Genomic DNA, 22,780 nt, shown 5'->3' on the forward strand with positions numbered 1-22,780 from the left:
TAGACTTAGAAAGACATTGCTATGAAAAAACCTTTGCCCGAAGTGCGCCCAAATACCTGGGAATTCCTGCGCGACCCGATGATCGCCCCCACGGGCTTCCGCGAATATGACGCCCGCTGGCAATTCCCGGAGGCGATCAACCTGCCGGGCATGACCGCGCTTGGCTTTGGCCTTGGCACCCAAATGCAACGCCGTGGTATTGAGCCGGTCATTGCCGTGGGCAACGACTACCGCGACTATTCCGTGTCCATCAAAATGGCGCTGATTGTTGGCCTGATGAAGGCTGGCATCCACGTGAAGGACATCGGCCCTGCCCTGTCCCCGATGGCTTACTTTGCCCAGTTCCACCTCAACGCGCCCGCCGTGGCTATGGTGACCGCGTCTCACAACCCCAACGGCTGGACCGGCGTGAAGATGGGCTTTGAAAAGCCACTCACCCATGGCCCGGACGAAATGGCTGAACTGCGCGACATCGTGCTCAACGGCGATTTTGACGCGCACGACGGCGGCAAGCACGAGATCATCGACGGCGTGCGCGAAGCCTACATTGACGACCTGGTTGGCGACTTCAAAATGTCCCGCCCGCTGAAAGTGGTCTGCGCCACCGGCAACGGCACCGCTGCCGCCTTTGCCCCGGAAATCTTCAAACGTATGGGCGTGGAAGTCGTCGATAGCCACAACCGGCTCGACTACACCTTCCCCAACTACAACCCCAACCCCGAAGCAATGGAAATGCTGCACGACATGTCTGACAGCGTGAAAGCCTCCGGCGCAGACCTCGCGCTCGGCTTTGACGGAGACGGCGACCGTTGCGGCGTGGTGGATGACGAAGGCGAGGAAATCTTTGCCGATAAGGTCGGCGTGATCATGGCCAAGGACCTTGGCAAGCTTTACCCCAACGCCACCTTTGTCGCCGATGTGAAATCCACCGGTCTTTATGCCGCCGACCCGGATCTTTTGGCCACCGGTGCCAAAACCGACTACTGGAAAACCGGCCACAGCCACATGAAACGCCGCGTGCACGAACTCGGCGCACTGGCGGGCTTTGAAAAATCCGGCCACTACTTCCTCGCGGGTGACGTGGGCCGTGGCTATGACTGCGGTATGCGCGTCGCTGTGGAAATCTGCAAAATGCTCGACCGCAACCCGGACATGAAAATGTCGGACATGCGCAAGGCCCTGCCCAAAACCTGGTCCACCCCCACCATGTCGCCCTATGCGGCCGACACCGAGAAATACGACATTCTCGAGCGTATCGTCGCCAAACTCACCGCCATGCACGAGGGTGGTGAAAAAATCGCCGGTCGCGCGATCAGCGAAGTGGTGACCGTGAACGGCGCCCGCGTGATTTTGGACAACGGCAGCTGGGGTCTCGTACGCGCGTCCTCCAACACGCCAAACCTGGTTGTGGTGATCGAGAGCAACGAAAGCGACGCCGAAATGCGCCAGATCTTTGCCGAAATCGACGCGGTGATCCGCACCGAACCGGGTGTAGGCGACTACGATCAGACGATCTAAGCAAACCTAGGAAGCAACAAATGAAGGGCGCCCGCAAAATTGCGGCGCCCTTTTTTTGATGCCCCTACTCTTCCTCCGGCACATACTCCAGAATATCTCCCGGCTGACATCCCAGGTGGGCGCAGATCGCCTCCAACGTATTGAAACGAATGCCTTTCACCTTGCCGGACTTCAGCAGGCTGAGGTTGGTCTCGGTCAATCCAATGGCCTGCGCCAACTCGCGCGAGGTCATCTTGCGTTTCACCAGTTCCAAATCGAGGTTGATGCGTATGGGCATAGGGCCTCCTACAGGAACTGGCTGTTCTCGTCAGCAATTTCTTGCGCCTGAGAGAGCGACCGGCTGATCGCAAAAAACACCACCCCAAGCACCAGGAAAACCACATCAATATCGATGTCGATCAACACAAACTCCGGGCGCAACTCTGGTTCCAAATGGGCGCTCAACACCACCGGTTGCATCGACACATTTAACGCGTTGAGCAGCCAAAACGCCAAGAACGCGTAGGCACACAGCCGAAGGTGCCTCCCCAACTGCGCGAAGTCCTGCGGATTCTTCAAAAGCAGGATTCGGTCCAGCGCCCAGAACCCGACGCCCAGACTGATCAACGCGGGCCACATCATCCCCATGCCAACCAGAATCGCCCAGAGCGGCGGCACAGGCATATCCAAAGGCAAATCAAAGGCATCGGCGAGCATTTCGCCCGTGCCAAGGAAGGCGGATATCCACAACACCGCCCAACCAAAGGTGAAATAGACCAGCGTGATCAGCATGGCGAGACGGGCCACTAGCTTCATGATTTTGCTCCATAAGTTGTTGCCTTTCAGTAATCCAATTACGTTTTTCATGCAAGCTTTTACGCAAAACATAAAACTTTTGCCTTGAAATGAAAACCCCACCCTCCTAAATGTCGCTCATCCCAAGACGGACTCATTTTGAAAGGACCAACCCAAATGACACACAACACATTGATGCTTAGCCTGATTGCCGCCCTGTCTCTGGCCGCCTGCACCGCCCCAGTGGATCGCCCGCTGACAGTGGACGGCACCCGCAACGCCAATTTTGACAGCGATTACAACGCCTGCCACGCACAGGCAGCTTCCTTCACCAACGGCGCCGGGGCCGAAAGCGCTGCGGTCGGAGCTGTAATTGGCGCAGGCGTAGGCGCCATTGAGGCGGATGATGAATGGGAAGGTGCCGTGGTTGGCGCAATCACCGGCGGCGCTATCGGTGCAGCCGAAAATGCGTCCAAAGTGAATGATGAACGCCGCAACGTTCTGATCCGCTGCATGCAAAACCGCGGCCACGACGTGATCGGCTAAGCACACAAAAACACCCGCAGGGGTCCTCCGCCTGCGGGTGTTTTCTCTTGCAACTGAAGTGCGCTTCAGGCTGCCAAGCCGCGCCCTTTCAAAAGCGCTTCAACGCCCGGCAAACGCCCGCGGAACCGCTTATACAGCTCATCGGCCTCCACCGATCCGCCGGTCGACAGTATGTGCTGCTCCAGCGCCTTGGCCGTCTCCGGGTCAAACGCGCCCCCCGCCTCCTCAAAGGCCTCAAACGCATCCGCATCCATCACCTCAGACCACATGTAGCTGTAGTAACCAGAGCTATAGCCGTCCCCGGCAAACACATGGGCAAAATGCGGCGTTGCGTGGCGCATGGTGATCGCCGCAGGCATGCCCAGCTCCGCCAGAACCTCTGCCTGTTTCGCCATCGGATCGCTTGGGGCTGCACCCTCGTGGAACGCCAGATCGACCAGCGCAGAGGCGACATATTCCACCGTGGCAAAGCCCTGATCAAAGTTCGCCGCACCCAGCACCTTCTCCAACATCGCCTGCGGCATGGCCTCCCCGGTCTCCGCATGGGTCGCATACTCCGCCAGCACCTCTGGCACCTCAAGCCAGTGTTCATACAACTGGCTGGGCAGTTCTACAAAGTCTCGCGCCACAGAGGTCCCGGAAATGCTCTCATAGGTCACATTGGACAGCATCTGATGCAGCGCATGGCCAAACTCATGGAACAGGGTCCGCGCATCGTCATAGCTGAGCAGCGCCGGGTCTCCCTTTGCAAAATTGCAGACATTAATCACAACAGGCCCCTGCACTTCCGGGAATTTCGCCTGCCCTCGCATCGCTGAACACCACGCACCAGAGCGTTTGCCACCCCGCGCAAAATAATCCCCAATGAACACCGCCACATGGTCCCCGTCGCGTGTCACTTCCCAGGCGCGGCAATCCTCATGATACAGCGGCACATCCAACTCTTTGAACTGCAACCCAAACAGCTTGGTCGCACAGGCAAAGCTCGCCTCAATCATCCGATCAAGCTGCAGGTAAGGCTTGAGCGCCGCCTCATCCAGATCATGCTCCGCCTTGCGCCGCTTCTCCGCATAGTACCGCCAATCCCAAGGCGCCAGATCGCCGTTGATCCCATCCGCATGCATCATCTCAGTCAGCACGGCGGCATCTGCCTCCGCCCGCGCTTTGGCGGGTGCCCAGACATCCATCAACAACCCGCGCACCGCCTCCGGCGTCTTGGCCATCTCGGTTTCCAATTTGTAGTCCGCAAAGCTGGCATATCCCAAGAGCTTCGCCCGCTCCTCGCGCAGCGCCAGAATCTCCCCCGCAATCGCGCGGTTGTCGGTCTCGCCGCCATTGGCCCCACGCGCTGCCCAAGCCTCAAACGCCTTCTCCCGAAGATCTCGGCGCGGCGAAAACTGCAAAAACGGCACAATGATTGAGCGCGACAGCGTCACCACCGGCCCGTCTGCACCTTTTTCTTCGCCAGCCGCCCGCGCCGCATCCACGGCAAAGGCAGGCAACCCTTCCAGGTCTTCCTCCGCCAGCGGCATGAACCACGCGCGTTCGTCCGCCAGCAGGTTCTGCGTGAACTCCGTGCCCAACACGGCCAAACGACCTTTGATCTCTTTCATGCGCGCATCCGCATCGCCTTCCAGCGCCGCGCCGCCGCGTACAAAGCCACGGTGTGTCAACATCAACACCCGCTGCTGCTCTTCCGTCAGATCCAACGTGTCTCGCGCATCCCAAATAGCTTTGATCCGGCCAAACAACGCTTTGTTCGCCGAAATCTCCGCAGAGTGCGCCGCCAGTTTGGGCGAGAAGTCTCGCTGCAGTTCTTCCCGCGCCGGATTGCTGTCGGCCCCGGCCACCGAGAAAAACACGGACAGCACCTTGTCGAGTCCCTCACCCGCCACTTCCATGGCTTCAATGGTGTTGGCAAAGCTCGGCGCCTCGGTGCTCTCAGCAATCGCGTCAATCTCTGCCTTATGCGCAGCCAAAGCCTCCTCAAAGGCAGGCGCAAAATCGTCGTCAGAAATCTTGTCGAATGGGGCGAGTTTAAACGGGGTGTCCCACGCGGACAGCAGCGGATTTGTCATCAGATGAATCTCCTTTGCCCCACCCTAGGCAGCGCTCAAAGGAGGTGCAATCCACCTCACCAATCCGTGCACAGTTGCACAGGTTAGACGGTCATGTGCAGCCATCGCCACAGTCGCAAAACAGCCGCGATACCGACGCATTACCGACGTGGAAATCAGCCGTTTTTGCCACCACACGTCGGGCAATCCGAACGCGGCTTCAGCCCAATCTTGCGGGTCTCTCCCCACAGGGCGTCATAGATCATCATCTCACCGCGCAAGGCTGCCCCGGCACCGGTAATCACCTTCACGGCCTCCGCCGCCATCATCGTGCCGACAACGCCCGGCAACGGGCCGACAACCCCCGCTTCCGAACAGCTCGGCGCCATACCCGGCGCGGGCGCTTCTGGAAAAATGCATTGATAACAGGGGGTTCCGCTGGCCGTGTCAAACACGCTCAACTGCCCTTCCCATTGCGACAACGCGCCGGAAATCAACGGCTTGCCCTGCGCCACGCAGACTTCGTTCACCAAATAGCGCGTGTCAAAATTGTCCGTGCCATCCAGCACCAGATCGTATTCGCCAATGATCTCCGCCGCATCTTCTTCGGTCAGCCTGCGAGGGTATGGCACCACCGTCACAAACGGGTTCTGCGCCGTCATCGCCTCTGCCGCCGAGAGCACCTTCGGCGTGCCAATCGCCTCATCTTTGTGGATCACCTGACGCTGCAAATTGGAGTTATCGACCACATCGTCGTCCACCACGCCGATGCGCCCCACACCAGCCGCCGCCAGATAGAGCAAAACCGGCGATCCAAGCCCACCAGCCCCAACAACCAACACCTTGGCATCTTTCAGCTTTTTCTGCCCCAATCCGCCAAGTTCGCGCAGCACAATATGGCGCGCATAGCGGTTCAACTCGGTCTCTGAAAACAGCTCCTGCGCCGCGTTCTCCTGCGCCTCATCTTCGGCTTTCGCGTCCGCTTTCTGACGTAGTTTTTGCAGCATGCTGGAATAGGCCAAGACCACCGCGACCGCGCCGCCGATCATCAGCCACATCGCCAGACTGCCACCCGTCGCGATCACCAATTGATGCTCCGGCGGAAACACCGCCTGCACTCCAACAACAGCGAGATACAGCAAGCCAATCATGGTCCACCGCGCCGATTTTGGCGCGCCCATGACCATGCCAATGCCCCACAGCCCCGCGGCCATCACCAACACCAGAAGCATCAGCAGACTCCCGTCGAGCCAAACCCGCCTGTCCCGCGGCTGGTTTCACTAAGCTCTTGATCTAATGTGAACTCTGCAGTCACAGTCGGGGCCACAACCATCTGCGCAATGCGCATGCCGTGAGTGATTTCAAACGCTTCCTGCCCGGCGTTCAAAACAATCACCCCAAGCGGCCCGCGATAGTCGCTGTCAATGGTGCCCGGGCTGTTTGGCAAGGTGATCCCATGCTTCAGCGCCAGCCCAGAGCGCGGCCGCATCTGCACTTCATAGCCCTGCGGAATTTCCAGCGACAGCCCGGTTGGCACCAACACCCGCGCGCCGGGTTCCAAAGTCACGCCATCCCGTTGATCTGCAGGAAAATTTGCTCGCACATCTGCTCCGGCAGCGCCTGCGGTCTCATAGGACGGCAACGCAACCTCCCGGTCCGCATCCTCCAACCACTTCAGCTTAATTGGCACCGCCGTCATGTCTTCTCTTTACCCCAATTTTCCCGCTTAAGAGCACGCAAACGCGCGTCACTTCGCCAGCGTATCCGCGATCTTCGCGGCCAGTTTCTCCGCCACGTCTGCCTTGCCCATACGGGGCCAAGCCTCTGATCCCGCGTCCGAAATCAGCGTCACCGCGTTTTCGCTGCCGCCCATGATCCCGGTCGCGGGGCTCACGTCATTGGCAACAATCCAGTCACATCCCTTCCGGATACGTTTGGCGGTAGCATTGTCGATCACATCATCGGTTTCCGCCGCAAAGCCCACGACCAACCCCGGGCGCCCATCCGCCATCTGGCTCACAGTTGCCAAAATGTCTGGGTTCTCGGCAAACTCCAAGGTTGGCAGGCCGCCCTTGGTCTTTTTTATCTTGCTGTCAGAAGCACTTGCAACCCGCCAGTCGGCCACTGCAGCGCAGAAGATCGCCGCATCGACCGGCAACGCCCCTTGCACAGCCTCCAGCATTTCCGCCGCCGTCTGCACCTCAACCACCTGCGCCCCCGTCGGCCGCGCCGCATCCGCCGGTCCTGTGACAAACACCACCTCCGCGCCTAGTTTCACCAGCGCATTGGCAATCGCTGTGCCCTGTGCCCCTGACGACCGATTGGCGATGTAACGCACGGGATCAATTGGCTCATGTGTTGGCCCGGACGTCACCAAAACACGTTGCCCCTGCAACGGGCCTTCGGACAGAGCGCCTTGAATCGCCTCAACAATTTCCATTGGTTCCGACATCCGCCCCGGCCCAAACTCGCCACAGGCCATGTCGCCTTCATTCGGGCCAACAAAACTCACGCCATCCCCTTTCAACTGCGCCAGGTTGCGCTGCGTTGCCGGATGATCCCACATCCGCACGTTCATCGCCGGCGCTACAAGCACCTGGGTGTCCGTCGCCAGTAACAGGGTTGAGGCCATGTCATTGGCCATGCCGTTGGCCATCTTTGCCATCAAATCCGCCGTGCCCGGCGCGACCACGATTAAATCCGCCGAGCGCGACAATTGGATATGTCCCATCTCCGCTTCATCGGTCAGGTCAAACAAATCGCGATAAACCTTTTCCCCCGCCAAAGACGACACGGACAAAGGTGTAACAAACTCTTCCGCCGCACGGGTCAACACGGGCGTCACCCAGGCGCCGCGCTCCCGCAACCGCCGGATCAGCTCCAAAGATTTATAGGCCGCGATTCCACCGGCTATGATCAGGAGAATTCGTTTGTCTGTCAGCATTTAGCAGACCTCTTTCACGCTAAGGTGCCCAAACCTAGGCCGCATGGGCCAAAGGGGCAAGCATGCTTATTGGAACGCCGCACAGGGATCATCCCGCTCCGCAGCCTCTGTCACAATCCAGAGATCATAGGGCGGCTCACTCTCCGGCTCCGCCTCAAGCTGACCAAAGGACATGGAGGCAATCTCTTTTGGCAACAAGACCGGCACGCCCCAATCCATGCGGGCATGTCCATTGCCGGTGATCACCGCCACCGGACCACCGGTTTCCGCCAAAGCTTCGGTCACCGCCTGCGCCAGACGCGCATCCCGCAACCGCTGCGCCATGACCATGCCGGGCAACATTTCTTCAGGCAACGCATCACAATGCGCCGCCAATTGCAGCGCCTCACGCGCCTCCTGCTGCGCCTCTGGCAAGGGGAGCGTCAAGCCGAACTCCGCACCGGCCCCATTCAGAACGCTGCTCATATCTCCGCCTTTAAACGCAACCCCAGCGGCTTCTCGTGACACTTGCGCGCCATAGATCTTGGCATCCCCAAGCGCGGCAAACACCGGATAATACATAGAAAAATCCGGCCACCCGCTGTCATTCCAACCCAGTGCCACTTCCAACGCAGGGCCGTCATCCAACAACTCCGGAGTGACTTTTTCTGCCTGCGCTGGCACCAACATCTCAAACACCACCGCCTTTGGTCCAATCGCCAAAATCGCCTGCGCCTGATTGTCGTGATGCACCGGGTTGTCGTGCACTTCGCCGAGGAACACCACATCCGCGTCTCTGAACAGATCGTAAGACACCGATTGGGCAAAACCTGCGCTGGCCAAAAGCGAGAAAGTAAGAGCTGCAACTGTCTGTTTCATGCCGCCACCAAATCGCGCCCGTCCAAGAGATGCAAGCCCACCCTACGTCGCAGGCACCATTCCCGCTTGCCCCCCCTGCGTGAATGCCGCAGGGTGCCCGCCAACGCGTTAGGGATACAATCATGTTGCCAAAACTCAGCCTGATTTTGGGGGGCGCCGCTTCCGGCAAATCGGTCTTTGCCGAAGGGCTGGTCATGGCTTCCCCGCTGCCACGCATCTATGTCGCCACCGCCCAAGCCTTTGACGATGAAATGCGCCAAAAGGTGCAAAAACACCTGGCCCAACGGGGCCCGAACTGGCGCACCATCGAAGCACCGCTCGACACCGCCGACATTTTGCCTGACCTGCCCAAAGACGCCATTGTGCTGCTGGACTGCGCCACAATGTGGCTGTCCAATCAAATGCTTGCCGAAAAGGACCTCGCGGTGGAACAAGCCAATCTGCTCGACGCCCTGCAAGCTTGCCGGGCCCATGTGGTGGTTGTCTCCAACGAAGTTGGCCTCGACGTGGTGCCGGAAAACGCCCTCGCCCGCCGCTTCCGGGACGCGCAAGGCGCCCTCAACCAAGCCATCGCGCGACAGGCCGATCTGGCCGTGCTCGTGGTTGCCGGGTTGCCGATGGTATTAAAAGGAGAGTTGCCATGACCGAATTGCACCTTGTGCGCCATGGCCCGACCCATGCCAAAACCATGGTAGGCTGGTCTGATCTGCCCGCCGATCTGTCTGACACAGCCCAAGTCGCCCGGCTCGCAGACCACCTCCCCACGGACGGCATTGTGATCAGCTCCGACCTGCAACGCTGTGTCGCCACCGCAGACGCCATCCAACGCGATCGCCATCGGCTGGCACACGATGCAGCCCTGCGCGAAATCCACTTTGGAGACTGGGAACTCAAATCCTTCGCCGAAATCGAGGCCGCTGATCCAGACCGCATCCGCGCCTATTGGGAAACCCCGGGAGACGTGCGCCCGCCCAACGGGGAAAGCTGGAACGAGGTCACGTCCCGTGTGGACGGCGCAATTGACCGCTTGATTGACACGCATCGTGGTGCCAAACTGATCGTGGTTGTGCACTTTGGCGTGATCCTGACGCAAATCCAGCGCGCCGAGCAGCTAACCGCCGAGGAGGTCTTTGCCCACCGGATTGACAACCTCTCGGTCACCTCCATCAAAATCGACGACACGAGCTGGACTGCAAATCCAATTAATCACATTCCGTGATGAATTTGGTCAAAATGTTTTAATTTCGTGATGCACTGTGGCGTGTTACTCTACCGTCATGACCTACGATTTATACATCGGCGACTACGCCTATTCCTCCTGGTCGCTGCGCGGCTGGCTTCTGTTTGAAAAATTCAGCTTCGCCCGGAACACCACTTTGGTGGACTTCTCCGACAAATCCGTGGCGGAACAGCTCACCAAGATCGCCCCAGCCCGCACGGTGCCCGCGGTGAAAACCCCCGAAGGTGCAATCCTTTCGGACAGTCTTGCCATTGCTGAAGAGCTGGCCACGCGCCACCCGGATGCGGGTCTCTGGCCCAATGATCCCGGCGCACGTGCTACCGCGCGCAATCTGGCTGCCGAAATGCACTCCGGCTTTTTCACCCTGCGCAACGATTGTCCGATGAACCTGCGCCTGTCCTATGAAGACAGCAGTCCCTCTGAGGACCTTCTCAAGGACGTCCAACGCCTTGAAACCATTTGGGAACACGCCCGTGCCACCTACGGCGCAGATGGGCCATGGCTCTGCGGCACCTATAGCGTTGCGGATGTGTTCTACGCCCCAGTCGCGGCCCGCATTGCCGGCTACAATCTGCCTGTGGGCGAGGTCGCCCAAGCCTATGTCGACACCCACCTGGCCGACCCGGCGTTCCGCCGCTGGCGCGCCATGGGGTTTGCACGCGGTGCAACCTTGCCCTGGTACGCCAAAGACTATCCAACCCGCGATTGGCCCGGCCCCAAACCCCTCGTAGCCAAGCCCCTCAAGGAAGGCACGCCAGAGAACGCAAACTGCCCCTACTCCGGCAAGCCCTCCACCCATCTGATGGAACTCAACGGGCGCATCTTTGGCATGTGCAACGCTTTCTGCCGCGACAAAACCGTGGCTGATCCAGAGGCCTGGCCCGCCTTCATGGCGCTGCTATAGGCGCATTAACCATTCGCTAACCAACCCTCGCTACAAATAGTTAACGTTTGTTAATCGGTTGTTTGGCGAGGGTTTTGCCATGGTTGCACGGGCTTACACCGTGGCTTTTGAAGGGGTTGAGGCGCATCAGGTAGAGGTGCAATGCGCCCTTGCGCCGGGCCTTCCCGCTTTCTCCATCGTCGGCCTGCCGGATAAAGCTGTCTCTGAGGCCCGCGACCGTATCCGCGCTGCGCTCGCAGCGATGGCCATTGCCCTGCCCTCCAAACGCATCACCATCAACTTGTCCCCGGCGGACCTTCCCAAGGAGGGCAGCCATTTTGACCTGCCCATCGCCGTGGCCTTATTGGCGGCTCTTGGCATCATCCCCGAAGACGCGTCAGAAAGCACCGTGAGCCTCGGCGAACTGTCACTCGACGGCTCTCTTATCGGAGTCACCGGCGCGCTGCCCGCCGCCATGAGTGCGGCGGAAGAAGACCGCATGTTGCTCTGCCCCGCGGTCAGCAGCCCCGAAGCCGCTTGGGTTGCCGCCACCCAAGTGATTGGCGCGGCCTCCTTGGCTGACGTTGTGCGTCACTACACCGGCCAGTCCCCACTTGCCCCGTCCCAACCCGGAGAAGTTCAAGGCGAAAGCAGTTCTCTCGACTTGCGTGACGTGAAAGGCCAGGAACGCGCTAAACGCGCTTTGGAGATCGCGGCGGCCGGACGCCATCATCTTTTTATGGTGGGTTCCCCCGGTTCTGGCAAATCCATGCTGGCGGCCCGTTTGCCCACCATCCTGCCTCCCATGAGCCCTGCCGAAGCGCTCGAAACCTCGATGATCCATTCCGTGGCGGGCATATTAGAGCAAGGCGGCATCTCCCGTGCCCGCCCGTTTCGGGAACCGCATCACTCCGCGTCCATGGCCGCCATAGTAGGCGGTGGTCGACGTGCGCAGCCCGGTGAAATCTCCCTCGCCCACAACGGCGTGCTGTTCATGGATGAAATGCCGGAGTTTTCGCGGCCCGTGCTGGAAACCCTACGCCAGCCCATTGAAACCGGCCAGGTCATGATCGCCCGCGCCAACGCGCACGTCACTTACCCCTGCAAATTCATGCTGATCGCCGCCGCAAATCCCTGCCGCTGCGGCCACATGTATGACCCCGCCCAAGCCTGCGCTCGTGTGCCGGATTGCGGTCAGGAGTATCTTGGCCGCTTGTCCGGTCCCCTCATGGATCGACTGGACTTGCGCATCGAGGTGCCTCCGGTGGCCTTCCGCGACCTCGACCTGCCCAACGATGGTGACACTTCGGAGCAAGTTGCCCATCGCGTCGCTGCCGCCCGCGCCCTCCAAACAGAGAGGTTCGCAAACCTCGACGGCATCCGCGTGAACGCCGACGCCCACGGCCAAGCTTTGGAAGAAATCGCCAGACCAGACGCCGAGGGCCGCGCCTTACTCTCACAAGTGGCAGAGCGCTTTGGCCTCACCGCACGCGGCTATCACCGCGTATTGCGCGTGGCCCGCACCATCGCGGACCTAGAGGGCGCCGAACAAATCCGCCGCCCCCATCTGGCAGAAGCCATCAGCTTCCGCCTCACCACAACGCAAGAGGTTTAGGCCAGCTTGCCCTCAATCGCTTCCCAGATTTTTTCGGCGATGTTCACCCCGTCAAACCGCTCTAGCTCCTGAATGCCGGTGGGTGAGGTCACGTTGATCTCCGTCAGATAGTCGCCAATGACGTCGATCCCGACAAAAATCTGCCCCTTCTCCTGCAGCAGCGGCCCAATCGCGGCGCAGATTTCCAAGTCGCGCTCGGTCAGCCCAATCTTCTCTGGACGTCCACCCACGTGCATGTTCGACCGCGTCTCCCCGGCCGCTGGCACACGGTTGATTGCGCCCACAGGTTCGCCGTTCACAAGGATCACCCGCTTGTCGCCATTGCTCACATCCGGCAGGAATTTCTGCACAATCAGCGGCTCACGGCTGAAGCCCGTGAACAGCTCATGCAGCGAGGTCAGGTTGCGGTCATTGGCATCCAGACGGAACACTCCTGCGCCACCATTGCCATACAGCGGTTTCAGGATCACATCGCCATGCTTGGCTTTGAATTCCTTAATCGTTTCAAGATCCCGCGCAATTGTGGTTGGCGGCGTCAGATCCGGGAAATCCAACACCAGCAGCTTCTCCGGGTAGTTTCGCACCCAGAACGGATCATTCACCACCAGCGTGTCCGGCGCCAGCCGGTCCAGTAAATGCGTGCTGGTGATGTAGTGCATGTCAAACGGCGGGTCCTGGCGCAGCCAGACCACGTCAAAATCCTTCAGGTTCACCCGCTCAAACGGCCCCAGGTCCACATGGTTGCCCTGCTCGCGCCGCACCACCATGGAATGACCCCGAGCAGTGATCTCGCCTTCTTCATAAGCCAGATGATCGGGCGAGTAATAAAACAGCTCATGCCCCCGCGCCTGCGCCTCTTCGGCGATGCGGAAAGAGCTGTCAGCATTGATGTCGACCGAGGTGATCGGATCCATTTGAAAGGCGATTTTCATGTGCGCACCCTGATAATAAGTCCACACTTACATGGCCCATGCCACCCCCGCTTGCAATGGGGCGCATGATCTTACCAAAGCGCATTCTCAAGGATGTGAACCTCGCCCTGCCCATTCACTAGGGCCACATCAAACCGCATCTCGGTCAGAAGGCCTTTGGGCTCCCCACGGGCAAACTCTTCCGCCGCGCGCATCAGCCGCTCAACTTGTTTTGGGAGCAGCCGCGCCGCCGCGCTGTCAAAACTGCGGCTGTGCTTGACCTCGACAAACACCAGTTCGTCGCCATCGCGCAGGATCAGGTCCACTTCGCCCGCCTTGCCACGCCACCGCGCTTTCGCCAGCGTCAGCCCCTGCGCCTCATAATGACGTAAAGCCGCGTCCTCGGCGGCCTGCCCGGCCAGATAATTGCTGCGCCCGGTATCTTCCCTGCGCCTGTCACTCATACCAAACCTATGCCTAACCTCCGGCGGCCTACCCCGCCTTCTGCAACTTCAAGGCCAATTGGTACACTTTGCGCCGGTTGATGCCATAAGCCTTGGCAATCGCATCCGAGGCATCCCGCACCGACAAAGTCTCCAGCGCTTCTTTGAGAGCCCCTTCGATGTCATCCTCGCTGGCCGCCTCTCCCCGCTGTCGGTCGATCAACACAACAATCTCGCCCTTGATCGTGCGCTCCGGCAACTCTGCTGCCAACTCATCCAACGATCCGCGCAGCACTTCTTCAAACTTCTTGGTCAGTTCCCGCGCCACAGCCACCTTACGCCCACCGCCCAGCACCTCTGCCGCATCCGCCACCATGGCCGCCACCCGCTTGGGCGATTCGTAAAACACCAGCGTGCCCGGCACCTCCCGCACCGCCTCCAAGGCCGTCTGCCGTGCCTTTTTGGCGTTTGGCAGAAACCCTGCAAAGAAAAACGAATCCGTTGGCAGGCCAGCGAGCGACAAAGCCGTGATGATCGCACTTGGCCCCGGCGCACTGGTCACCAGATGGCCAGCTTCCGCCGCAGTAACTGACAGGTGATAGCCCGGATCGGCAATCAATGGCGTACCGGCTTCTGAGGCATAAGCCACCGTTTTACCGGCCTCGAGATAGCCCAAAAGCTTGCCCCGTGCGCCTTCGCCGGAGTGATCGTGGTAGGCCAGCACGGGCCGCCCACTCAGCGGCACCCCGTGTATTTCAAGGAGTTTCTTCATCGACCGCGTGTCTTCCGCCGCAATCACATCGGCGCTGGCCAGCACATCCAAAGCCCGCAAGGTGATGTCGCGCGCACTGCCAATGGGTGTGGCGACAAAGTACAAACCGGGCTGCAATTTCACGGTCTGGTGATTCATAGCTGGACCCGCCTTTTCACTCGTTTATTATTCGGCAGCAACGCGGCCGGACCTCAATCACGGGCGTGACCCCAACGGGAGTGGAGCTTACCTATGTTGTCTTTTCTTAAACCCGCCCAACGCTTTGTGAAAGGGGCGGTCGCAGGGCTGTCCACGCTGGCGCTGGTCTCTTGTGTGGAAACCACCGGAAGCTCCGGTCCAAAAATCGACGCCTCAGCACCCGTGCCTGTGGCGCTTCTGGTGCCCAAAGGCTCCAGCAACTCCGGTGACGCCCTTCTGGCGCAAAGCCTTGAGAACGCAGCCAAACTGGCAATCGCAGATCTCGGCGACGTGAAGATTGATCTGCGTGTCTACGCCACGGCAGGCGATCCCAACACCGCCCAAGCCGTCGCCGTCCAAGCGGTGAACGAAGGCGCCAAAATCATTCTTGGTCCTGTGTTTGGCGAAGCCGCCAACGCCGCCGCCACAGCCGTGGCAGCCCGCAACGTGAACGTTCTGTCCTTCTCCAACAACACCACCATCGCAGGCGGCAACCTGTTTGTGCTTGGCCCAACCTTTGACAACACCGCCGACCGGCTGGTGGGTTTCGCCAAAGGTCAGGGCAAAGGCAACATCATGACGGTGCACGCCAACAATTCGGCTGGTCTGCTGGGCAACACCGCCATCGCCAACGCCATCACTCGCAAGGGCGCCAACAACGCCGGCGCGGTGGGCTATGAGTTCTCGCAGGAAGGCGTGATTGCCGCTGTCAGCCAGATCAAGCTGAACGCAGAGCAAAACGGCGCTGACACATTGTTCCTCACCGCCAACACCTCCGGCGCACTGCCACTGCTGACCCAGCTTCTACCTGAAGCAGGCCTCAGCCCGGCAACTATCCAGTACATGGGTCTGACCCGTTGGGACATCCCCGCACAAACGCTGGAACTGCCCGGCGTGCAAGGTGGCTGGTACGCGATGCCCGACCCAACCCTGACCAACCAATTCCAAACCCGCTACGCCCAGGCGTACGGCGGTCTGCCCCATTCCATTGGCGGGCTGGCCTATGATGGCATTGCGGCAATCGGCGCGCTGGTCAAACAAGGCAAATCTGATGCACTGACAACAGGCGCATTGACACAAGGCGCAGGCTTCCAGGGTGTGAACGGCATCTTCCGCCTGCGCACCGACGGCACAAACGAACGCGGGCTGGCCGTGGCCACGATCCGCGACAAGAAGGTGGTAATCATTGACCCTGCCCCAACCCGATTTGGAGGCGCTGGCAGCTAAGGCCAGCGACATCTTTCCAGCCCCGCCCAGCGCGGGGCTGATCTGCTCAGCTGACGAGATTTTCAATTGTGCCGAAGTGGCGGCGGAACTTGCCGAAATCCTGAAACAGGGCGGCAAGGAAAGCGACCTGCGCAAAGAGATTGTGCCGCTTCTCATGGCTCGGCGCAAAGCCGCCATGGCCCAGATTGCTACGGCGTTCCGAGAGCAACCGCGCGCCGCCCGCGCCATGACGCGTTCTTATACCTGGCTCACCGACTGCTTGGTCAGCTGCGCTTTTCATGTCGCCACTGTCAGGTTTTATCCGCTGGCCACGCCCACCGAAGCCGAACGCATCGCTCTGTTTGCCGTAGGCGGCTATGGCCGTGGTGAAATGGCGCCGCAATCCGACGTCGACCTGCTGTTCCTCACACCTTACAAAATCACCCCATGGGCGGAGAGCGTGATTGAATCCATGCTCTATCTGCTCTGGGACCTGCGCCTGAAAGTCGGCCACAGCTCGCGCACCGTAAAAGACTGCCTGCGCCTGGGCCGTGAAGACTTCACCATCCGCACCGCCCTTCTGGAAAACCGCTTCCTGCGCGGTCACGAGCCCTTGGATGAGGAGCTCAATACCCGCCTCGAAGAGGAGCTCTTCAAAGGCACCGAGCAGGAGTTCATCGAAGCCAAGCTCAACGAACGGGATGAACGCCACAACAAGCAAGGCCAACGCTACGTTGTGGAGCCCAACGTCAAAGAAGGCAAAGGGGGCCTGCGCGACCTGCAATCTCTCTTCTGGATTGCGAAATACGTCTATCACGTCTCCGAAGTCTCTGAACTTGTTGAGAAAGAGGTCTTGGCGCAAGACGAACTGGAACGCTTCATTGAAGCCGAAAACTTCCTCTGGGCCGTGCGTGGTCACCTGCATTTGACTGCCGGTCGCCCCATGGAACAGCTCACATTTGACGTGCAGGTCGAGATCGCCGATCAGATGGGCTACACTGACAAAGGTGGCCGCCGCGCGGTGGAGCACTTCATGCAGGAGTTCTTCCGCCAAGCCACCGCGGTGGGCGACTTGACCCGCATCCTGCTCACCAAGCTGGAAGCCAATCACGCCAAAGCCGAACCGCTGCTGGAACGCATCTTCCGCCGCCGACCGCGCATGAAGCCGGGCTACAAGATGGTGCACAACCGGCTCGATGTGGCAGACGAAAAGACCTTCCTGGACGATCCGCTGAACCTGCTGCGCCTGTTTGAAGAAGGCTTGCGCACCGGCATGTTGATCCACCCAGATGCCATGCGCCTGGTGACGGCCAATCTGCACCTGATCGACGACGACTTCCGCGCCAACAAAGAGGCGCGCCGCCTGTTCCTCGACTTGCTGCTGAAACACGGCAACCCCGAACGCGCCCTGCGCCGCATGAATGAGCTGGGCGTGCTCTCAGCCTTCATTCCGGAGTTTGAGCCCATCGTGGCGATGATGCAGTTCAACATGTATCACTCCTACACTGTGGACGAGCACACCATTCAGGTGATCTCCAACTTCATGGACATCGAGCGCAAGGACCTAGAGGACGAGCTGCCGCTCAGCTCCGAAATCCTTGCCTCCGGCGGCATCAACCGCAAAGTCCTCATGGTCGCCATGCTGCTGCACGACATCGGCAAAGGCCGCGACATCGACCATTCCGTGCTCGGCGCGCAAATCGCCCGCAAGGTCGCACCAAACCTGGGCCTCAACAAAGCGGACAGCGAAACCGTGGAATGGCTGGTGCGCTATCACCTGCTGATGTCAGACACCGCGCAAAAACGCGACATTGCCGACCCGCGCACCGTACGCGACTTTGCCAAAGCCGTGAAAACCGTGGATCGGTTGAACCTGCTGACCATCCTGACCGTGTGTGACATCCGCGGCGTGGGACCGGACACATGGAACAACTGGAAAGCGGTCCTTCTGCGCGCTCTCTATGGTCAAACCAAACTTGTACTTGAGGACGGCATGGAGGCCATCACCCGCGAAAACCGCGGCACCAAGGCCAAGAAACTTCTGCGCGAAGAACTGTCCGACTGGCCCAGCAAAGACCTCAAGAAAGAAACCGCGCGCCACTATGAGCCGTATTGGCAGGGCCTGCACATCACCGCCCACAAAGTGTTTGCGGACCTGTTGCGCGATATTCCGGACAACGAAGTCCGCATCGACCTGCACCCGGACGATGACCGCGACGCCACCCGCGTCTGCTTTGCCATGGCGGACCACCCCGGCATCTTCTCCCGCATGTGTGGCGCGCTGGCTCTGGTGGGCGCCAACATCGTCGACGCCCGCACCTTCACCTCCAAAGACGGCTACGCCACCGCAGCCTTCTGGATTCAGGACGCGGAAGACAAACCGTATGAGGCCGCCCGCCTGCCCCGCTTGCGGCAGATGATCGAAAAAACCCTCAAAGGCGAAGTTGTCACCACCGAGGCAATCAAATCCCGCGACGTAATCAAAAAGCGGGAACGCGCTTTCAAGGTGCCAACGACCATCCTGTTTGATAACGAAGGCTCGGAGATCTACACGATCATCGAAGTCGACACCCGCGACCGTCCGGGCCTGCTGTTTGACCTCACCCGCACTCTGGCCAACAACAACGTCTATATCGCCTCCGCCGTGATCGCGACTTTTGGCGAACAGGTGGTCGACACCTTTTATGTCAAAGACATGTTTGGCCTGAAGTTCCACGCAGAAGGCAAACAAAAAACGCTGGAGAAAAAACTGCGAGAAGCCATCCAGCAAGGCGCTGAAAGGGCCAGCGCATGAAGCCCATCCGCCTGATGCGCGGCTTTCTGACCGTTGGCTTCTGGACGCTGATGAGCCGTGTTCTGGGCTTTGTGCGCGAAATTCTGATCCTGAACTACATCGGCCCCGGACCTCTGTTGGACGCCTTTGTGGCGGCCTTTCGCCTGCCCAACATGTTCCGCCGCTTTTTTGCCGAAGGCGCGTTCAACGCCGCCTTTGTGCCGATGTTCTCCAAAAAACTGGAGGGCGAGGAAGACGCCGAACACTTTGCCAGCGAAGCCCTCAGCCTGCTGTTCGCCGCTGTGATGACCCTCACCGCCCTCGGCATGATCTTCATGCCAGCGCTGGTCTGGCTTACGGCGGAAGGCTTTGCCGGGGACGCGCGCTTTGACCTGACCGTCGGCTATGGCCGCATTGTGTTTCCCTACATCTTTTTCATGTCCTTGGGCGCGCTGTTCTCCGGCGTGCTCAACGCCACCGGCCGCTTTGCTGCCGCAGCTGCCGCCCCAGTGCTGCTCAACATCCTGATTATTCCAGCGCTGATTTTTGGCCACGTCTCCGGTGGCGCAGTTATCACCTGGCTGATCTGGACCATTCCTGTCGCCGGTGTTGCACAGTTGGGTCTGGTTTGGATTGCCACTCGTCGCGCCGGTTTGCGTATCTCCCTGCGCCTGCCCAAATGGACGCCGGACATGGCGCGCATGGTGCGCGTCGCCGTGCCCGCAGCCCTGGCCTCCGGCGTCATGCAAATCAACCTTGTGGTTGGGCAAATCGTGGCCTCCAACACCGAAGGCGCCGTGAGCTGGCTTTATGCCGCCGACCGTTTGTATCAACTGCCCCTTGGCGTCATTGGCATCGCGATTGGCATTGTTCTGCTACCGGATCTCTCCCGTCGCTTGAAAGCCAACGACGACGCAGGCGCCCAAAACGCATTCTCGCGGGCCAGCGAGTTTGCGATGTTCCTGACCCTCCCCTGCGCCGTGGCATTTTTGGTGATCCCCCTGCCCATCGTCTCTGTGCTCTATGAACGTGGCGCAACCGGCTCTGACGACACCGCCGCCATCTCGGTCGCCTTGGCGATATACGCCCTTGGCCTCCCAGCTTTCGTGCTGCAAAAATTGTTGCAACCGCTGTATTTCGCCCGCGAAGACACCAAACGCCCGTTCCACTACGCCGTCTGGGCCATGGTGGTGAACGCCGCGCTGGCCTTTGGTCTGGCGCCCTACATCCAATGGATGGCCCCCGCCATTGCCGCCACCGTTTCCGCCTGGATCATGGTGGCTCAACTCGGCTTTGGCGCGCGCGGCTACGGCCAAGTTGCCAAGTTTGACACCCGCCTGCGCAAACGCCTCTGGCGCATCTGTCTGGCCTCCGCCGCCATGGGCGGCGCGCTCTGGGTGACCTGGGTCATTCTGGTGCCATGGTTCGGCTTGCCCGGCTGGCGCTACGTGGCTTTGCTGATCCTGCTGACGCTCGGCGCGGTTGTGTATTTTGCCGTTGGCCGCCTCATCGGCGCCTATGTTCCCAGCGAGTTGAAGGCCGCTGCCCGCCGTGGTTGAGCGGGCACAAACCGACAAATAGACTCAGAAACCAGTTGCTCCCGCACCCTAATGTGCCGTTAACCTTAGGCATTCTTTAATCTCGGGAGTGAGACATGAATAATTGGATCGTAATGTTGATCGTCGGCATTCTTGCCGTGGTCTTGGGTGTTTTGGCCTTGGCCAACCCTTTTGCCGCCTCGGTAACCGCCACAGTCTTTGCGGGCTGGAGCTTCCTTTTCCTTGGCGCATTTCAAACCTTTGCCGCCTTTAGCGCACCGTCCACAGGCGCAAAAATCGCCGGTGTGATCCTGGGTGTGCTCGCCTTGGTCATCGGGGTACACATCATCGCGCAACCGCTTCAGGGCCTGCTGTCTCTGACCTTTGCCGCAGGCATTCTGTTCCTGGTGTCCGGCGTGTTCAAGGGCGTGTTTGGCTTTTCCAACTTCGAAGGCAGCGCCCGTTGGGCCTTGCTGCTGTCCGGTCTGGTCTCGGTGATCCTGGGCCTGATGGTGCTCAACAACTTCCCGCAATCCGCTGCCGTGCTGCTGGGCGTGTTGTTGGCCATCGAGCTTCTATCCAACGGCATCAGCGCCATCGCGCTGGCCTTCGCTGTGCGCAGCGCCAACAACGCGGACGCCCCACAAGAAGACGCCGCCTAATCGGTCATATCACTGGCGGCGGATCTTTTCGCGGATCCGCTGCCACCCTCCGGGAACAAACAGGAACGACAGGGCAAAGCCGGTGCAAAAGCCGAGCAGATCCGCCAGCCAAACCGGCGTCCCGCCAAAAATCAGACTGAACACCAACCGGATCGCCATCAACATCCCGATCAGCGAAAACGCCCGCGCTTGCGGCGCTCCCACCGCGCCCAGACTGACCCACAACAGAAATGTGAAGGCGCCGATCATCCCGTACACTCCGGGGAAAGCGCCCAATAGCGGGACCGGCGAGTTTAATATGACCGCATAGCCAAGCGCCCCGACTGCGCCGCTTAGAATAAACACCGCCAGGGTTGCCCAGCCGGTGAACACTTCCCCCACCATTTTCCCCATCGCCAGGAGCAGCACGCCACCAAACAGCGCATGGGTGAAGTTGTGGTGCACAAACAGATAGCTGACAAAGCGGATCAGATGCTCCGGCGGCCAATGCCCCGTTTCGCGCATGATGTTAAAAATCTCGCCAAAGAAGCCATAGTCGTATTGTGCTGCCAAGCGCCAACCGGCCGCCGCGTCCCCGCCAATGATGCCCCGCGCGCCAAGGCTAAAAAGCGCTTCCACGCCCAGCAGGAACAAAAACAGCGCGGTGATCACCGGTGGCAACGGGTTCACGGGGCTCTGATCATCTGGGTGCGACATGCCTGTACTCCTTACCCGCCCTGCGTGCCGGTCCGGCTTGACGGTGTTTGGCCTCGGAGATAAGCCAAGCAAGCTAACAAATCCAGATGGAGTATTTCCAATGAACGAGGCGGTCCAAACGTCCTCCACCTTTACCCCACGCGTCTTTTCCGGGATTCAACCCTCGGGCGGTCTGACGCTGGGCAATTACCTCGGCGCGATGAAGCGCTTTGTCGACATGCAAGAGGCCGGCACCCATGAGACCGTGTTCTGCATGGTTGACCTGCACGCCATCACAGTCTGGCAAGACCCTGCCAAGCTGCAACGCGCCACCCGCGAACTCTGCGCCGGTTTCATTGCCGCAGGCATCGATCCAAAGAAATCGATCCTGTTCAACCAATCCGCCGCGCCTGAGCATGCCCAACTGGCATGGATCTTCAACTGCGTCGCCCGCATGGGCTGGATGCAGCGCATGACCCAATGGAAAGACAAAGCTGGTAAAAACTCCCAGAACGCTTCGCTGGGCCTGTTTGCCTACCCGGCGCTGATGGCGGCGGACATTCTGATCTACCACGCCACCCACGTGCCGGTGGGCGAGGACCAGAAACAGCACCTTGAGCTGACCCGTGATGTGGCCACCAAGTTCAACCACGACTACGGCGTGGACTTCTTCCCGATCACCGAACCGGTGATCGAAGGCGCTGCCACCCGCGTGATGTCCTTCCGCGATGGCACCAAGAAGATGTCCAAGTCCGACCCGTCTGATGCCTCCCGCATCAACATGACCGACGACGCGGACACCATCGCCAAGAAGATCCGCAAGGCCAAAACCGACCCGGAGGCGCTGCCGTCTGAGGCCAAAGGTCTGGAAGAGCGTCCAGAGGCCCGCAATCTGGTCAACATCTACGCAGGTCTGTCTGGCCTGACCGTAGATCAGGTTCTGGCCGAGGTTGGCGGCAAGCAGTTCTCCGAGTTCAAACCAATGCTGTCTGACCTCGCTGTATCCAAACTGTCCCCGATCAGCACGGAAATGGCCCGCCTGATGGAGCATCAGGACGAGATCGATAGGATCCTCGCCCACGGCGCAGGTCAGGCCCGCGAAATCGCCGCGCCAATCCTGAAAAAGACCTACGAAATTGTCGGCATGGTCGGCGCCTAATCCCTCAAAACTCCAAAGCCGCCCCACCC

General features: G+C 59.9%; 22 protein-coding genes. 11 read left to right on the plus strand and 11 right to left on the minus strand.

The annotated features are described in order from the left end of the window. Positions 1–21 precede the first annotated feature (21 nt). Positions 22–1,518: a phosphomannomutase/phosphoglucomutase gene (locus SIB92_RS08825; RefSeq protein ID WP_412555439.1), complete on the plus strand. Its 1,497-nt coding sequence runs from the start codon at positions 22–24 to the stop codon at positions 1,516–1,518. Positions 1,519–1,582: 64 nt separating this feature from the next. Here SIB92_RS08825 and SIB92_RS08830 read toward each other — a convergent pair whose 3' ends face one another. After that, positions 1,583–1,795, minus strand: a complete 213-nt coding sequence (locus SIB92_RS08830) for a helix-turn-helix domain-containing protein (RefSeq protein ID WP_058241470.1) — start codon at positions 1,793–1,795, stop codon at positions 1,583–1,585. 8 nt (positions 1,796–1,803) lie between these two features. Then, a complete protein-coding gene (locus tag SIB92_RS08835; RefSeq protein ID WP_412555440.1) occupies positions 1,804–2,313 on the minus strand; it encodes a hypothetical protein in 510 nt (169 codons plus the stop codon). A gap of 156 nt (positions 2,314–2,469) precedes the next feature. Between SIB92_RS08835 and SIB92_RS08840 the strand changes: the two genes are divergently transcribed. Then, positions 2,470–2,838: a glycine zipper family protein gene (locus tag SIB92_RS08840; RefSeq protein ID WP_294116362.1), complete on the plus strand. Its 369-nt coding sequence runs from the start codon at positions 2,470–2,472 to the stop codon at positions 2,836–2,838. Between the two features lie 65 nt (positions 2,839–2,903). Here SIB92_RS08840 and SIB92_RS08845 read toward each other — a convergent pair whose 3' ends face one another. The 5 genes from SIB92_RS08845 to SIB92_RS08865 all read right to left on the minus strand — a co-directional run bounded on the left by SIB92_RS08845 (position 2,904) and on the right by SIB92_RS08865 (position 8,697). Beyond that, positions 2,904–4,916 carry a M3 family metallopeptidase gene (locus SIB92_RS08845; RefSeq protein ID WP_412555441.1) on the minus strand — a complete coding sequence of 671 codons (2,013 nt, stop codon included), beginning with the start codon at positions 4,914–4,916 and terminating at the stop codon, positions 2,904–2,906. 155 nt (positions 4,917–5,071) lie between these two features. After that, positions 5,072–6,127 carry a HesA/MoeB/ThiF family protein gene (locus tag SIB92_RS08850; protein WP_412555442.1) on the minus strand — a complete coding sequence of 352 codons (1,056 nt, stop codon included), beginning with the start codon at positions 6,125–6,127 and terminating at the stop codon, positions 5,072–5,074. Continuing rightward, positions 6,127–6,594, minus strand: coding sequence for a dUTP diphosphatase (gene dut / locus SIB92_RS08855; RefSeq protein ID WP_412555443.1), 468 nt, complete (start codon positions 6,592–6,594; stop codon positions 6,127–6,129). Before dut ends, SIB92_RS08850 begins: the two co-directional genes overlap by 1 nt. 48 nt (positions 6,595–6,642) lie before the next feature. After that, positions 6,643–7,839 (minus strand): bifunctional phosphopantothenoylcysteine decarboxylase/phosphopantothenate--cysteine ligase CoaBC, encoded by a 1,197-nt coding sequence (coaBC, locus tag SIB92_RS08860; RefSeq protein ID WP_412555444.1) that lies wholly within the window; start codon positions 7,837–7,839, stop codon positions 6,643–6,645. A 66-nt stretch (positions 7,840–7,905) separates the two neighbouring features. Then, positions 7,906–8,697 carry a ChaN family lipoprotein gene (locus SIB92_RS08865; protein WP_412555445.1) on the minus strand — a complete coding sequence of 264 codons (792 nt, stop codon included), beginning with the start codon at positions 8,695–8,697 and terminating at the stop codon, positions 7,906–7,908. A 122-nt stretch (positions 8,698–8,819) separates the two neighbouring features. On the opposite strand from SIB92_RS08865, the gene cobU reads away from it, so the two are divergent. The 4 genes from cobU to SIB92_RS08885 all read left to right on the plus strand — a co-directional run bounded on the left by cobU (position 8,820) and on the right by SIB92_RS08885 (position 12,435). Continuing rightward, positions 8,820–9,341: a bifunctional adenosylcobinamide kinase/adenosylcobinamide-phosphate guanylyltransferase gene (cobU, locus tag SIB92_RS08870; protein ID WP_412555446.1), complete on the plus strand. Its 522-nt coding sequence runs from the start codon at positions 8,820–8,822 to the stop codon at positions 9,339–9,341. Further along, a complete protein-coding gene (locus SIB92_RS08875) occupies positions 9,338–9,916 on the plus strand; it encodes a histidine phosphatase family protein (RefSeq protein WP_412555447.1) in 579 nt (192 codons plus the stop codon). The genes cobU and SIB92_RS08875 overlap by 4 nt, the downstream gene beginning before the upstream one ends. Before the next feature lie 58 nt (positions 9,917–9,974). Then, positions 9,975–10,841 (plus strand): glutathione S-transferase, encoded by an 867-nt coding sequence (locus tag SIB92_RS08880; protein ID WP_412555448.1) that lies wholly within the window; start codon positions 9,975–9,977, stop codon positions 10,839–10,841. A gap of 79 nt (positions 10,842–10,920) precedes the next feature. Continuing rightward, entirely contained in the window at positions 10,921–12,435 is a 1,515-nt protein-coding gene (locus SIB92_RS08885) for a YifB family Mg chelatase-like AAA ATPase (RefSeq protein ID WP_412555449.1), read from the plus strand. On the opposite strand, the gene gshB is transcribed toward SIB92_RS08885, so the two are convergent. From gshB to rsmI, 3 genes are all read right to left on the minus strand, one after another. Beyond that, on the minus strand, positions 12,432–13,367 hold the full coding sequence (gene gshB / locus SIB92_RS08890) for a glutathione synthase (protein ID WP_412555450.1): 936 nt from the start codon (positions 13,365–13,367) through the stop codon (positions 12,432–12,434). The two genes, SIB92_RS08885 and gshB, sit on opposite strands and share 4 nt — an antisense overlap. Before the next feature lie 71 nt (positions 13,368–13,438). After that, positions 13,439–13,810, minus strand: coding sequence for a YraN family protein (locus SIB92_RS08895; RefSeq protein WP_412555451.1), 372 nt, complete (start codon positions 13,808–13,810; stop codon positions 13,439–13,441). Positions 13,811–13,838: 28 nt separating this feature from the next. Further along, complete coding sequence (gene rsmI / locus SIB92_RS08900; protein WP_412555452.1) at positions 13,839–14,699, minus strand: 16S rRNA (cytidine(1402)-2'-O)-methyltransferase; 861 nt, start codon at positions 14,697–14,699, stop codon at positions 13,839–13,841. Positions 14,700–14,792: 93 nt separating this feature from the next. Here rsmI and SIB92_RS08905 point away from each other — a divergent pair, with 93 nt between their 5' ends. The 4 genes from SIB92_RS08905 (at position 14,793) to SIB92_RS08920 (ending at position 20,917) form a co-directional block, all read left to right on the plus strand. Beyond that, complete coding sequence (locus SIB92_RS08905; protein ID WP_412555453.1) at positions 14,793–15,965, plus strand: penicillin-binding protein activator; 1,173 nt, start codon at positions 14,793–14,795, stop codon at positions 15,963–15,965. Beyond that, positions 15,925–18,738, plus strand: coding sequence for a [protein-PII] uridylyltransferase (locus SIB92_RS08910; RefSeq protein ID WP_412555454.1), 2,814 nt, complete (start codon positions 15,925–15,927; stop codon positions 18,736–18,738). The genes SIB92_RS08905 and SIB92_RS08910 overlap by 41 nt, the downstream gene beginning before the upstream one ends. Next, positions 18,735–20,276 (plus strand): murein biosynthesis integral membrane protein MurJ, encoded by a 1,542-nt coding sequence (gene murJ / locus SIB92_RS08915; RefSeq protein WP_412555455.1) that lies wholly within the window; start codon positions 18,735–18,737, stop codon positions 20,274–20,276. The genes SIB92_RS08910 and murJ overlap by 4 nt, the downstream gene beginning before the upstream one ends. Before the next feature lie 95 nt (positions 20,277–20,371). Next, positions 20,372–20,917: an HdeD family acid-resistance protein gene (locus SIB92_RS08920; RefSeq protein WP_412555456.1), complete on the plus strand. Its 546-nt coding sequence runs from the start codon at positions 20,372–20,374 to the stop codon at positions 20,915–20,917. 9 nt (positions 20,918–20,926) lie between these two features. Here the strand turns inward: SIB92_RS08920 and SIB92_RS08925 are convergent, their stop codons facing one another. Beyond that, on the minus strand, positions 20,927–21,613 hold the full coding sequence (locus tag SIB92_RS08925; protein WP_412555457.1) for a rhomboid family intramembrane serine protease: 687 nt from the start codon (positions 21,611–21,613) through the stop codon (positions 20,927–20,929). Positions 21,614–21,713: 100 nt separating this feature from the next. On the opposite strand from SIB92_RS08925, the gene trpS reads away from it, so the two are divergent. Then, a complete protein-coding gene (trpS, locus tag SIB92_RS08930; RefSeq protein ID WP_412555458.1) occupies positions 21,714–22,751 on the plus strand; it encodes a tryptophan--tRNA ligase in 1,038 nt (345 codons plus the stop codon). Positions 22,752–22,780 lie beyond the last annotated feature (29 nt).

The organism is Shimia sp. MIT1388, from assembly GCF_047124445.1.
Classification (GTDB): domain Bacteria; phylum Pseudomonadota; class Alphaproteobacteria; order Rhodobacterales; family Rhodobacteraceae; genus Shimia.